11 protein-coding genes and 1 pseudogene are annotated in these 13,291 nt (G+C 65.5%); 11 read left to right on the top strand and 1 reads right to left on the bottom strand.

All coding sequences use genetic code 11. The annotated features are described in order from the left end of the window. The first annotated feature begins 126 nt into the window (after nt 1-126). The 5 genes and pseudogenes from truB to J7I92_RS24545 all read left to right on the top strand — a co-directional run bounded on the left by truB (nt 127) and on the right by J7I92_RS24545 (nt 3,646). Nucleotides 127-1,062: a tRNA pseudouridine(55) synthase TruB gene (gene truB, locus J7I92_RS08575; protein WP_214839470.1), complete on the top strand. Its 936-nt coding sequence runs from the start codon at nt 127-129 to the stop codon at nt 1,060-1,062. A gap of 1 nt (nt 1,063) precedes the next feature. Further along, nucleotides 1,064-1,417, top strand: a complete 354-nt coding sequence (locus J7I92_RS08570; protein WP_214839467.1) for a hypothetical protein — start codon at nt 1,064-1,066, stop codon at nt 1,415-1,417. Nucleotides 1,418-1,435: 18 nt separating this feature from the next. Beyond that, nucleotides 1,436-1,888: a hypothetical protein gene (locus tag J7I92_RS08565; protein ID WP_214839464.1), complete on the top strand. Its 453-nt coding sequence runs from the start codon at nt 1,436-1,438 to the stop codon at nt 1,886-1,888. A gap of 74 nt (nt 1,889-1,962) precedes the next feature. After that, nucleotides 1,963-3,291, top strand: a pseudogene (locus J7I92_RS24550) (DUF222 domain-containing protein); the annotation flags it as partial. Next, complete coding sequence (locus J7I92_RS24545; RefSeq protein WP_396020368.1) at nt 3,188-3,646, top strand: HNH endonuclease signature motif containing protein; 459 nt, start codon at nt 3,188-3,190, stop codon at nt 3,644-3,646. The pseudogene J7I92_RS24550 and the gene J7I92_RS24545, both read left to right, overlap by 104 nt. Nucleotides 3,647-4,532: 886 nt before the next feature. Here the strand turns inward: J7I92_RS24545 and J7I92_RS24200 are convergent. Next, nucleotides 4,533-5,384, bottom strand: coding sequence for a DUF937 domain-containing protein (locus J7I92_RS24200; RefSeq protein ID WP_214839460.1), 852 nt, complete (start codon nt 5,382-5,384; stop codon nt 4,533-4,535). A 232-nt stretch (nt 5,385-5,616) separates the two neighbouring features. Between J7I92_RS24200 and J7I92_RS08545 the strand changes: the two genes are divergently transcribed. The 6 genes from J7I92_RS08545 to J7I92_RS08520 all read left to right on the top strand — a co-directional run bounded on the left by J7I92_RS08545 (nt 5,617) and on the right by J7I92_RS08520 (nt 13,262). Next, on the top strand, nt 5,617-6,600 hold the full coding sequence (locus J7I92_RS08545) for a bifunctional riboflavin kinase/FAD synthetase (RefSeq protein WP_214839458.1): 984 nt from the start codon (nt 5,617-5,619) through the stop codon (nt 6,598-6,600). Nucleotides 6,601-6,629: 29 nt separating this feature from the next. Further along, a complete protein-coding gene (kynA, locus tag J7I92_RS08540; RefSeq protein ID WP_214839456.1) occupies nt 6,630-7,484 on the top strand; it encodes a tryptophan 2,3-dioxygenase in 855 nt (284 codons plus the stop codon). Continuing rightward, a complete protein-coding gene (gene kynU, locus J7I92_RS08535; RefSeq protein ID WP_214839454.1) occupies nt 7,481-8,722 on the top strand; it encodes a kynureninase in 1,242 nt (413 codons plus the stop codon). The genes kynA and kynU overlap by 4 nt, the downstream gene beginning before the upstream one ends. Before the next feature lie 249 nt (nt 8,723-8,971). Continuing rightward, nucleotides 8,972-9,241 (top strand): 30S ribosomal protein S15, encoded by a 270-nt coding sequence (rpsO, locus tag J7I92_RS08530; RefSeq protein WP_214839452.1) that lies wholly within the window; start codon nt 8,972-8,974, stop codon nt 9,239-9,241. Between the two features lie 249 nt (nt 9,242-9,490). Then, a complete protein-coding gene (locus tag J7I92_RS08525) occupies nt 9,491-11,731 on the top strand; it encodes a polyribonucleotide nucleotidyltransferase (RefSeq protein ID WP_214840129.1) in 2,241 nt (746 codons plus the stop codon). Nucleotides 11,732-11,918: 187 nt separating this feature from the next. Then, nucleotides 11,919-13,262: a pitrilysin family protein gene (locus tag J7I92_RS08520; protein ID WP_214839450.1), complete on the top strand. Its 1,344-nt coding sequence runs from the start codon at nt 11,919-11,921 to the stop codon at nt 13,260-13,262. Nucleotides 13,263-13,291: the final 29 nt, after the last annotated feature.

The following is a 13,291-nucleotide window of genomic DNA, read 5'->3' as shown; positions in this document are numbered from 1 at the left end:
GCTGCCTCCCGCCGTCGGACTGGTGCCGCCGCCGCCGTGACCGCGCCGTCGGACTGGTGTCCCGCCGTCGGACGTGCTGCCCTGGGGCGAAAAGTGAGAGCCGCACGCGCGGATATACTGGGAGGCGTGCTTTCTGGACTGGTAATAGTGGACAAGCCGCAAGGATGGACCAGCCACGATGTGGTTGGACGGATGCGGCGGCTGGCCGGTACCCGGAAAGTGGGGCACGCCGGAACCCTGGATCCTATGGCCACAGGCGTGCTCGTCCTCGGTATAAACAAGGCCACCCGCCTGCTGACGTACATCGTCGGAACGTCCAAGACGTACACCGCCACCATCCGGCTGGGTGAGTCCACAGTGACGGACGACGCCGAAGGCGAAGTGGTCCGCAGCCAATCCGCTGCAGGAGTCACCGAGGCAGCCATCCGGGCCGGCGTCGAATCCCTCACCGGCGAGATCCAACAGGTTCCCAGCAGCGTCAGCGCCATCAAAGTCAACGGCGAACGCGCATATGCCCGTGTCCGGTCCGGCGAAGACGTCAAGCTCGCAGCGCGTCCGGTCACCATCCACCGCTTCGACGTCCATTCGGTCCGGCCGGAGCGTGACGGCGAAGTGCTCGACGTCGATGTCACCGTGGAGTGCTCCTCGGGAACGTATATCCGCGCCCTGGCCCGGGACCTCGGCGAAGCGCTGGGGACCGGCGGCCACCTGACGGCCCTTCGCCGGACCCAGGTTGGCCCCTACACCCTGGACCAGGCCCGCACGCTGGAGCAGCTGGCCGAAGAACTTCAAGTGCTGGAGATGTCCCAGGCGGCTCGGGCGCTCATGCCGAACCGCGAGCTAAGTGCAGACGAAACCACTGAAATCTCCTTTGGCCGGCGGATTGCCGCAGGACCGGCTGCCGGAACGCCGGACGCCGCCACCGCTGACAAACCTGCCGCGGCCTTCGCGCCCGACGGCTCCCTCGTGGCATTGCTGGCTGATGCCGGCGGCTACGCGAAGCCGGTGCTCGTCTTCGCTCCCAGCAACGAAAAGTCCGGCAACGAACAGCAGGCCGGGTAGCGTGGACGCCTATTTCTACATCATCCTCGTCGTCGGGCTGCTTTCCACGATCATCTGCGCCGCCGCCGGGATCATGAAAAAAGCTCCGAATGACGCGACCATCCTGTCCGTCGCCGCCGTAGAACTGGCGCTGCTGGTTTACCTGGTGGGATCGATCGTTCGCGTTGCGGCGGGGGAGCAGATGGCCGGCGAAGCGTGGGAGTTCTGGGGCTACCTGGTCACTGCGCTGATCCTGCCCGTTGGCGCCGTGTACTGGTCCATCCTGGAACGCACCCGGTGGAGCAATTTTGTCCTGGCTGCCGTGGGTGTCACCGCCCTTGTTATGGCCGCCCGCATGAACCAGATCTGGTACTAAGTGAAAGAAAGACACGACGTGACTCCGCAAACCCCCGTCAACAAGACCGAGAACACGACGGCCCCGCAGCCGACCGACACCAGGAATACCGGACCCGGCCGGCTCCTGATTGCGGTCTACGCGGTGTTCGCGATCTCCGCCACGGCCCGGGCCGGGTACCAGATACTCACCAAGTTCTCCGAAGCTCCGCTTGCGTACCTTCTGTCGGCGTTCGCGGCACTCGTGTACGTCGTGGCGACGGTTTCGCTCGCAAAGCCCGGAAGGACCTGGTTCAAGGTGTCCGTGGCTGCCGTCCTCGTGGAACTCGTGGGAGTGGTAGTGGTGGGCGCACTGAGTATTTTCGACGCCGTCAGCTTCCCGCATGAAACAGTGTGGTCCCTCTTCGGCCGCGGCTATGCATTTATCCCGCTTCTGCTTCCGATCCTTGGACTCGTCTGGCTGTACCGGCGGCGCCCTGCACCCCGGGCTTAGCGGCGCTGAAGGCGGGCCGTCGGGCTGACGGCATCCGGCCCTATTTTGTCGTACCCCTTTGACAGAGTTATCCCATGGAAGCCATGGGGGAACTTGCAGCAGGCGGGACGTTGCCGTGGGCAGGATCGCCTGCCGCTGCCCACGGCTTGCGCAGTGTCTCTGCAGATGTTCGCCCGTCGGTTTTGGCGTCCGACGGCGGTGGTTCCGGTGGTCTTTCCCGGTGCCTTGAGCTGCTGAGGAGTGCGGGTTCGACGGCGGTGGCGGACGTTGCGCTGTTCGGTTTCCGTGAGGCTGTTGATTTCGCCGCCGAGGTGGAGGAGATTTCCAGATCTTTGGAGTTCCTGCAGGTCGTCGCCGCAGGGGCCGTAGACCGGACCCGCCGGCAGGCCGTGACGGCGGGCAGTTCAGCTGCGGCGGCCGGCTGGACCACGGGCTGGGGCACAGAGGCGGAAACGGTGGACCCCGCCACATCGGGGTGCCCGGTGCAGGGGTCCACGGCGCAGGCCTCATCGGCGCCAAACCCGGCGGATGACGGGTGCCGGAACGCCGCCGAAGTCCTGCGCTCCCGGCTGCGGATCGGCGCCGGCGAGGCCAAGCGGCGGATCGCACTCGCCGAGGCGGTACTGCCCCGCACCGGTTTCACCGGGCACGAAGAACCCCCGGAACGGCCCGAGCTCGGTGCCGCCCTCGCCGCCGGGACCGTCGGCTCCCGCGCCGCGACAACCATCACCCTCGCGTTGGACCAGGTCCGGCACCACGCTTTGGAGGACACGAGTGCCCTGATGGAGCACGCCCTGGTCAGCACCGCGGCCGAGGACCACGCGGACTTCCTGTCCCGCATGGCCAGGCGCTGGATTGACGCGATCGACCAGGACGGGACCGAACCGTCCGAGGAGGAACTCCGCCACCGGCAGGGTGCGTTCATCCGCCGGGCCCGCCGCGGACTCCATCATGTCGAGATCTTCGCGACCCCGGACCAGTACGAACACCTCCTGACCGTCATGAACACCGCCACCAACCCCCGCACCCGCCCCGGCGAAGCCAGCGAGGACAACGCTGGCGGCGATGGCGGCAGGGAGCCGGCGAGCCTGGATGAATCCTTCAAGGACGGTGCCGGGACACCTGATCCGGAGCTGGACCTGCGCACCCTCCCGCAGCGGCGCCTCGACGGCCTGGTCAGCGGCTGCAAAGCGGCCCTGGCCAGCGGAAAACTCCCGGCCGCGGGAGGACTCCGCCCGCAGGTCATGGCCACCATCGATTACCGCGACCTCCTGAACCGCCTCGAACACGCCACCGAAGATCAAAGCGGCACCGGCCCCCTCGACAACCCTGGCATTCCCGGCACCGGAACGTTCACGTTCACCGGCCCGGTCACCGCCGCCACGGTCCGCAAGATCGCCTGCGACGCAGACATCATCCCGGTCCTGCTCGGCAGCGAGGGCCGCGTCCTTCGGCCGCACCACCAGGGTCTTCCCGCCGCACATCCGCAAAGCCCTCACCGCCAGAGATCAGGGCTGCGCCTTCCCCGCCTGCACCATCCCCGCCCCCTGGTGCGAAGCCCACCACATCACCTACTGGTCACACGGCGGCACCACGAGCACCGAGAACGGCACCCTGCTCTGCTCGCATCACCACCACCTCATCCACAAAGAACAGTGGACCATCCAAGTCAAAGCCGGCGTCCCGTGGTTCATCCCGCCGCCCCACATCGACCCGCGCCAAAAACCACAACGAAACAGATACTTCAGACTCGAATGATGCGCGGCGGGGCGCGCCCTTCCGGTGAGCTCTGCAGCCCCCCACAGCTCAGCCGGCGGTGTCGTATTCAAATGGGCGCGATGAAACCACACGCCGAGCCAACGATCCGGCCGGGTGCTATCGTGACAGATCGCCCCGTGCGGTGTTCAAAACGTGGCAATGCCGAGGCGAAGCAGGGCCCAGGGGAAAAGCTGTGCGCAAAGGAATGGGGAGTGCCCGTGAACCAGACACTGAAGTCGGTCCCTGCCACCCCGTCCCGCGTCCTCTTCTATGGTGTGACGGGTAGCGGAAAGTCTTCGGCGGCCCACGCCTATGCAGCAGCTTCCGGGCTTCCGGGGTGTTCAGCCGACGATGATATCGGTTGGCTTCCCGGCTGGCAGCAACGCAGCGTGGATCAGCAGCGGCTGATCGCGGCGGATGTTGCGGGACGGGATCGCTGGGTCCTGGATAGTGCCTACGGCCTGTGGCGCGACATCATTGTTCCGCGGGCGGATCTCATAGTTGCCTTGGACTATCCGCGCTGGCTTTCGCTCTTCCGGCTGCTATGCCGATCACTCCAGCGGATCATCACAAAACAGCCCGTCTGCAATGGAAACGTCGAAACGCTCGGCCGCCTTTTGACCAGGGACTCAATCTTCTACTGGCATTTCAGTTCCTTCGCCCGGAAGAAGCGCCTATTCACGGAGTGGCAATCCAATCCGGACATGCCGCCGGTGATCGTGTTCCGCAGGCCAAAGGACCTCAACGACTGGCTTGCCCAAGTCACACCAGCCGTGGCAGGCCAAACAGATGTCGCAGATCAGGCAGCCGCGGAAGACCGCCATAGTCCCTGACAGGCCGCGAGCCCGGGCCGGGACCAGCCCGCGCCCCCGGCGGCGCCAGGAACCTACTTCTTTCCGAAGAGTCCGCCCAACAGACCGCCCAGGCCGCCGTCGTCGTTCCTTTTCTCTTCCGGCCGCTCATCGGCGCGGTCAGCGGCACCGTCTGAGGGACACCCGCCGGGGAGGTCGACGTCGACCAGCTCGCCCGGGACGGGCGCACTGCCCTGCACCGTCGACTGGCCTAGGGGCTCTGCCAGAGGATGCAGTGTGGAGTCGCCGGCCTCCGGAACTACTGCACCACGGGAATGCTGTCCGCCCTGTGCGCCTCCACCGAGAATGCCGCCGAGGATGTCCCCAAGGCCGCCTCCTTGCAGGCCGCCCCTGCCCTGGGAGCCGCCGCCAAGAATGCCACCCAAGATGCTGCCGAGATCGATTCCGCCGGGACTGCCGGCGTTTTGGCCCCCAACACCACCCGTTCCAGCCCCTCCGGCCGAACCGCCGGAACCCTGCCCGCCGAGTACCTTCTTCGCCAGATAGGACATCACGATGGGCGCCAGGATTGGCAGGAGCTTCCTGACCAAGTCACCCCCGACACCGCCGAGGTTGGCCGAACCTGCCAGCTGATTTGCCACCTGGTCCTGTTGTCCGCCAAAAACATGGCTCACGATCTTTTCGCCGTCTGCAGTATCCACCTGCGAGACGTCCACCCCGCCGTCCACCAGCCCGTTGTGGTGCTGGACGAGTGCGGATTCAAGCGACGCAGCCCCGGCCGGCTCCTGTGCGTTGCTCTGCATACCGGCAAGGAGCGTGGGAACAGCAGCCTCAACAGCAGCCCGGGCAGACTCGGTATCAGTGCCAAGCAGGCCCGCAATCTGGTCGACGGGTACTTGTTCCAAGATCTCGCGGATGTCAGTCATTGCACTCTCCTTCAGCCCTGCGTGCTGCCACGGGCATCGTTGGACGCGCGCAGTGCTGCGCCGCCGGATGCTGCCCTTGCATCCTAACCGGGCATACAGACCGGCGAAAGGCGGGGAACCGGGATGGCTGCGGCGTCGGGTGCCCCGGACAATTCCGGGTAATCTTAGAGAGTTCCGGGGCCCGGCCCGGCTCTCCGGACGAGTCAATGGCAGGCAGTAAAAGGCGAGGTTGATGGTCCACATCTGGAACGATCCGTCCGAGGTCCCCGCGGACTTCGGCCCTACCGTTGTCACTTTCGGCAATTTCGACGGAGTGCACCGCGGGCACCAGCAGGTGCTTTCACAGCTCATCCGCACGGCGCGTCTCAATGGCGCGCGGGCAGTAGCCGTCACCTTTGATCCCCACCCCGCGCAGGTCCACCGGCCCGAATCCGCTCCCGAGATGATTATGGGGCTGGAGGACAAGCTCGTTGCCCTTGGCGAGCTGGGGCTGGATGCTGTCCTAGTCATGAAGTACTCCCTGGAGCTCGCCAGCCTGACACCGGAAGAATTTGTGGCCGGTGTCCTCGTCGGCAGCCTCAAGGCCAGCCATGTGGTGATCGGCCACGACGCCCGCTTCGGCCGCGGCAACTCCGGCGATCTGACCACGATGCAGGAACTCGGCGAAAAATTCGGCTTCACCGTCCAGGTCATCAGCGAGTTCGGCTCCGAAGGCTTTCCCATCCACGACGACGCCGGCGAGGACCGCCGCTGCTCGTCCACTTGGGTGCGTGAGGCCTTGAAGGACGGCGACGTCTCCACGGCGGCCGCCGTCCTGGGCCGTCCGCACCGGATGCGGGGCGAGGTGGTCCACGGTGCCGCCCGCGGTCGGGCGCTAGGTTTCCCCACGGCGAATCTGGCCTCCGAGGCCAGCGGCTACATTCCGGCCGACGGCATCTACGCCGGCTGGCTCGTTGACCAGGCCGGCACCAGGTGGCCGGCCGCCATTTCCGTCGGTTCCAACCCGACGTTCGACGGCGTCAGCCGGCAGGTTGAAGCACATGTCATCGACCGCCCGGAAGAGCCGTTTGAGAACTTCGATCTGTACGGCCAGACAGTAGTGGTGGAATTCGTGGCGCGGCTCCGTGGCATGGTGGCGTACCGTGGTCCCGAGGCGCTCGTCGAACAGATGGCCCTGGACGTCGTCCAGGCCCACGACATCTTGTTCCGGCGCTGACCACAGCCACTGGCAAGGAAGGCACTGCTGTGTCCGTTGAGAAGAACACGAGGCGACTGGAGAAGGACATCGTCCGGGATTTCAGTTCGCGGATGAGCTACGCGTCCTATCTGCAGCTGCCTACGCTGCTCAGTGCGCAGCAGCCGGTCAGCGATCCTGAACACCATGACGAACTGTTGTTCATCATCCAGCACCAGACCACGGAGCTGTGGCTGAAGCTGGTCCTCCACGAGCTGCGCAGCGCCGCGGCTTGGCTACGCAGCGACGACCTGGGCTCAGCCTTGAAGGCGATTGCGCGGGTCAAGCACATCCAGAAGACCCTGACCGAGCAGTGGTCCGTACTGGCTACGCTCACGCCCACCGAGTACTCCCAGTTCCGCGGCTTCCTGGGTAACTCCTCCGGGTTCCAGTCCAGCCAGTACAGGGCCGTGGAATTCATCCTCGGGAACAAGAACCGCAAGATGCTTCCGGTGTTCGAGTCCGATCCCGAGGCCTACGAACAGTTGCGCCACGTGCTGGAAGCACCGAGCATTTACGACGAATTCCTGACGTACCTTCACCGGCAGGGCTTCGACATTCCGTCGTCCCTGCTGGAACGTGACGTCACCAAAGCGCACGAGTTCTGCCCGGAACTGGTACCGGTGTTCAAGCACATCTACGAAAACGCTGCGGACAACTGGGGCGCCTACGAGGCATGTGAGGAACTGGTGGACCTGGAGGACAACTTCCAGCTCTGGCGGTTCCGGCATCTGCGGACGGTGCAACGGACCATCGGCATGAAGTCAGGCACCGGCGGATCCAGCGGTGCGGCGTTCCTGCAAAAGGCACTCGAACTGACCTTCTTCCCCGAGCTTTTCGCCGTGCGGACGGAGATCGGCAAATGACCGCAACAGAAACCACAGACGCCCTCCGGCAGCGCGCCGTCGAACTGGACGCCGCGGACCCGCTGGCGCACTACCGCGGGCACTTCATCGGAACGGACACCGAGCTGTCCTACCTGGACGGGAACTCGCTGGGCCGTCCGCTCAAACGGACAGCCGCCGACATCAACAGCTTCATCCAGCACGGCTGGGGCGGCCGGTTGATCCGCGGCTGGGACGAGGAATGGCTCCAACTGCCGGAAGCCATCGGCGACCAGCTGGGCCGCGCAGTGCTCGGCGCTGCCAACGGTCAAACCATCATCGCCGACTCCACCACCGTGGTCCTGTACAAGCTGATCCGCGCCGCCCTCGCTGCGGTTACTGACTCCGCCCGAACAGAGATCGTGCTGGACACGGACAACTTCCCAACCGACCGCTACCTCCTGGAAGGCATCGCCCGCGAAGAAGGCCTGACACTGCGATGGATCGAAGCCGATCCCGCGGCCGGGGTGACCGTAGACCAAGTGCGGGCGGCCGTGGGGCCGGCCACCGCCGTCGTGGTCCTCAGCCAGGTGGCCTACCGCTCGGGGTTCCTCGCCGATCTTCCGGCAATTACCGCTGCAGTGCACGACGCCGGCGCGCTGGTGGTCTGGGACCTCTGCCATTCGGCCGGGTCGGTAGAGCTGGAGCTTGATGCCGCCGGCGTCGACTTCGCCGCCGGATGCACCTACAAATACCTGAACGGCGGCCCGGGGTCGCCCGCCTTCGCGTACATAAACTCGCACCACCTCCCCGGGCTGAACCAGCCGATCTGGGGCTGGATGGGCCGCAAGGACGCCTTCGAGATGGCGGCGGGTTATGAGCCGGCCCCGGGAATCCGCGGCTTCCTGAGCGGAACCCCGGCAATCTTCGGCATGATTGCCATGCAGGGCACGCTGGATCTGATTGAAGAAGCCGGAATGAGGGCCCTCCGGGAGAAATCCCTGAAGCTGACGGCCTTCGCGCTCGAACTGCATGATGCGTGGCTGGCCCCGCGGGGTGTCGTTCTGGCCACGCCGCGGGATCCGGGACGCCGGGGGAGCCACATCACCGTGGACCACCCGGACTTCCGGGAGATGACGGCGAAGCTCTGGGAACAGGACGTCGTCCCCGACTTCCGGGCACCGCACGGGATCCGGATCGGGCTCTCACCGCTCAGTACATCCTTCGCGGAGGTCTACCGCGGTGTCGCCGCCATCCGCGACCTGTTGGCGCGTGCCTAGGATGCACGTGGCGCCGTAGCCGCTGCCTCTCTGCAGCCGCTCTGCGGGCGCGCGGTGCGGCCGGCCGCGCGGCGTGTTTCGACAAGATTGCGGCCGGGCCGGTAAACTAAACGTTGGATCCGGCTGCAGTCCGTGGCGGCTGGCTCTTGTTGTGTGCGGGACTTCCGGGTTAAACCGGGATCCGCGGCACAGGCACACCCGGCAGTGAGTTACTGATTCGGGCCTCACGGCACATCTCTAGGAGTTATTGTGGCACTTGACGCCGCTGTAAAGCAGTCCATCATCAAGGAATACGCAACCACCGAAGGCGACACCGGTTCACCCGAGGTCCAGGTTGCAGTCCTGACTCAGCGGATCAAGGATCTCACTGAGCACATGAAGGAGCACAAGCACGACTTCCACACCCAGCGCGGTCTGCTGGCCATGGTTGGTCGTCGCAAGCGCATGCTCACCTACCTCAAGAACACTGACATCAACCGCTACCGTGCGCTCATCGAGCGCCTCGGCCTGCGCCGCTAGTCAGCCCTAAGGGGCGGCCCTTTCCCTCCGGAACGGGCCGCCTCCTTCAGTACAAAAAAACTAAACAGGAGGATCAACCGCATCACGCATTCGCGGTCCTCGGTAGTGACTCCCGGGAACGGTTTCGATGAACGAAGCCCGGCCCGTGGGTCTCGATCGATGACCGGGTGCAGTGCAGGCCAGTAGACAGATGCTGGACTGGGTTGATGCGGCTGGACTTCCGTTAACCATGAAACGGAGGTGACTCTCTTGGAGGGTCCCGAAATCCAGTTCTCAGAAGCCGTCATTGACAATGGCCGCTTCGGCAAGCGTGTAATCCGCTTCGAAACCGGCCGCCTCGCCAAGCAGGCAGCCGGCGCAGCCATGGTGTACATCGACGAAGACACCGCGCTGCTGTCCGCCACCACCGCCGGCAAGCACCCGCGTGAAGGCTTCGACTTCTTCCCGCTGACCGTTGACGTCGAAGAGCGCATGTACGCCGCCGGCCGCATCCCGGGCTCGTTCTTCCGCCGCGAAGGCCGCCCGTCCACCGAAGCCATCCTGGCCTGCCGCCTGATGGACCGTCCGCTGCGTCCGGCCTTCATCAAGGGCCTGCGCAACGAGGTCCAGATCGTCGTCACCGTTCTGGCGATCAACCCGGACGAGCTCTACGACGTCGTGGCCATCAACGCCTCCTCGATGTCCACCCAGCTCTCGGGCCTGCCCTTCTCCGGCCCGATCGGCGGCGTCCGCGTTGCCCTCGTTGCCGACGAGAACGGCTCGCAGTGGGTTGCTTTCCCGAAGCACTCCCAGCTCGAGAACTCCGTGTTCAACATGGTCGTAGCCGGTAGGGTTGCCGGTGACGACGTCGCCATCATGATGGTTGAAGCCGAAGCCACCGACAACTCCTGGAACCTCATCAAGGAACAGGGCGCCACCGCCCCGACCGAAGAGGTTGTTTCCGAAGGCCTCGAGGCTGCCAAGCCGTTCATCAAGGCCCTCTGCGACGCCCAGGCCGACCTGGCTGCCCGTGCCGCCAAGCCGACCGTCGAATTCCCGGTCTTCCTCGACTACGAGGACGACGTCTACGCCGCTGTTGAAGCCGCCGCCGCTGAGAAGCTGACAGCCGTCTTCCAGATCGCTGACAAGCAGGAGCGTGACAACGCTTCGGACGCCCTGAAGGACGAGGTCACCGCTTCCCTGGCCGGCCAGTTCGAAGGCCGCGAGAAGGAGCTGTCCGCAGCATTCCGCTCGGTCACCAAGCACGTTGTGCGCCAGCGCATCCTGAAGGACCAGATCCGCATCGACGGCCGCGGCCTGACGGACATCCGCCAGCTCACCGCCGAGGTCGAGGTTCTGCCCCGCGTTCACGGTTCGGCCATCTTCGAGCGCGGCGAGACCCAGATCATGGGTGTCACCACGCTGAACATGCTGAAGATGGAACAGCAGATCGACTCGCTGTCGCCCGTAACGCGCAAGCGCTACATGCACAACTACAACTTCCCGCCGTACTCCACCGGTGAGACCGGCCGCGTGGGCTCGCCCAAGCGCCGCGAAATCGGCCACGGCGCCCTGGCAGAGCGCGCGCTCGTGCCGGTGCTGCCCTCCCGCGAGGAATTCCCCTACGCCATCCGCCAGGTGTCTGAGGCTCTCAGCTCCAACGGTTCGACGTCGATGGGTTCCGTCTGCGCCTCCACCCTGTCGATGCTGAACGCCGGTGTTCCGCTCAAGGCCGCCGTTGCCGGCATCGCCATGGGCCTGGTCTCCGACCAGGTTGACGGCCAGACCCGCTACGCCGCCCTGACCGACATCCTCGGCGCCGAAGATGCCTTCGGCGACATGGACTTCAAGGTCGCCGGTACCTCCGAGTTCGTCACGGCCATCCAGCTGGACACCAAGCTCGACGGCATTCCGGCCTCCGTCCTGGCTGCTGCCCTGAAGCAGGCACGCGAAGCACGCCTGCACATCCTCGAGGTCATCAACTCCGCGATCGACACTCCGGACGAGCTCTCCGAGTTCGCACCGCGCGTGATCGCGGTCAAGATCCCCGTGGACAAGATCGGCGAGGTCATCGGGCCCAAGGGCAAGATGATCAACCAGATCCAGGAAGACACCGGCGCGGACATCTCCATCGAGGACGACGGCACCGTTTACATCGGCGCAACCAACGGCCCGTCCGCCGACGCCGCCCGTTCCGCGATCAACGCCATCGCCAACCCGCAGGTTCCGGAAATCGGCGAGCGCTACCTGGGTACGGTCGTCAAGACCACCACCTTCGGTGCGTTCATCTCCCTCACCCCGGGCAAGGACGGCCTGCTGCACATCTCCGAGCTGCGCAAGATCGCCGGCGGCAAGCGCGTGGACAACGTCGAGGACGTCGTCTCCGTAGGCCAGAAGATCCAGGTCGAGATCACCAAGATCGACGACCGCGGAAAGCTCTCCCTGTCCCCGGTCATCGCCGAGGAAGAGGCCGCTGAAAGCGCCGAGGTCGCCGAAGCAACCGCAGAGTAGTCTGCAGCGCACTTCGTAGTCCAAGCAGGAACGGCGGGGCCGGTGGCACATCCACCGGCCCCGCCGCCGTTAACCCCCTAACCCTGCCTTTGTGCCGGGCAATTGCAGGGCCGTTCCCGAGCGTCGGGGGAATGGTCCGCTGGTACGATTGCAGGCAGATTTCGCGCATGTTTATTGAAAGGCCTTGATGACTGTCGTACCCCTGCCGCTGGTGCAGAACCATCCCGGAGACACCCTGATCCACGGAGCCGACGGCGGGTCCGTGGTCCGGCGCTCGGTGCTCCCCGGCGGCGTGCGCGTACTGACAGAGGCCATGCCCGGCCAGCGGTCTGCGACCATTGGCTTCTGGGTGGGAGTGGGGTCGCGGGATGAAGCCCACGGGCAACACGGGTCCACCCATTTCCTGGAGCACCTGCTGTTCAAGGGCACCAAACGGCGCACCGCGCTGGAAATCGCCTCCGCGTTCGACGAAGTGGGCGGCGAATCCAACGCGGCCACGGCGAAGGAAAGCACCTGCTACTTCGCCCGCGTCCTGGACACTGACCTTCCCATGGCCATCGACGTCATCGCGGACATGATTACCGGCGCCGTCCTGGACCCGCAGGAGATGGAGCAGGAACGCGACGTCATCCTGGAGGAGATCGCGATGGACAGCGACGACCCGACGGACGTCGCCCATGAACACTTCGTCGCGGCCGTGCTGGGAACCCATCCGCTGGGACGCCCGATCGGCGGAACACCGGAAGCCATCCGGGCCGTCGCCCGGGATTCGGTCTGGGACCACTACCGGCGCTACTACCGCCCTGATGAGCTCGTCATCACCGCCGCGGGCGGACTGGACCACGACGTCGTCTGCGGACTGGTGGTGGATGCGCTCCACCAGGCGGGCTGGACGCTGGAACCCGGTGCCGCTCCGGTGGAACGGCGCTCCACCGAGCGTGCCGACATCACCGGAACCGCCGGACTCCATGTGGTCAAACGTCCCGTGGAGCAGGCAAACATCATTATGGGTTGCCCCACCATCGTCGCCACGGACGGGCGCCGCTACGTCATGAGCGTGCTGAACGCGGTGCTGGGCGGCGGCATGTCCTCGCGGCTGTTCCAGGAGGTCCGGGAAAAGCGCGGCCTGGTGTACTCCACCTACTCCTTTGCATCGTCCTACGCCGACGCCGGTTACTTCGGCATGTACGCCGGCTGCACTCCGTCAAAGGTCCGCCAGGTCCTTGGGCTGCTCGGCGTTGAACTGGACAAGCTCGCCGAGCACGGCATCTCCGGTGACGAACTCAGGAAGGCCGTGGGCCAGCTCTGTGGCGGCATTGTGCTGGCGCTCGAGGACACCGGATCCCGGATGTCGCGGCTGGGCCGGGCCGAACTGGTCTCCGGCGAATACCAGGACATCGAAGAGACGCTCCGGCAGATCAAGAGCGTCACCGTCGAACAGGTGCAGGAGCTGGCACGCGAGCTGGCAGCGGCGCCGCGGACGGTCACGGTTGTGGGTCCGTTTGAGGAAGGCGAAACCTTCGGCCTCTAAGCTGGACAACGTTACCGGCGGGCGTGATG

This window comes from Arthrobacter sp. ISL-72 (genome assembly GCF_018613755.1).
Lineage (GTDB): Bacteria > Actinomycetota > Actinomycetes > Actinomycetales > Micrococcaceae > Arthrobacter.
This window is presented reverse-complemented; position numbering and strand designations above follow the sequence as displayed.

Bases quoted from the DNA above. Each gene is read 5' to 3' on its own strand.
- kynU (WP_214839454.1), top strand. From the start codon at position 7,481: ATGACCGCAACAGAAACCACAGACGCCCTCCGGCAGCGCGCCGTCGAA.
- J7I92_RS08545 (WP_214839458.1), top strand. From the start codon at position 5,617: ATGGTCCACATCTGGAACGATCCGTCCGAGGTCCCCGCGGACTTCGGC.
- J7I92_RS24200 (WP_214839460.1), bottom strand. From the start codon at position 5,384: ATGACTGACATCCGCGAGATCTTGGAACAAGTACCCGTCGACCAGATT.
- J7I92_RS08520 (WP_214839450.1), top strand. From the start codon at position 11,919: ATGACTGTCGTACCCCTGCCGCTGGTGCAGAACCATCCCGGAGACACC.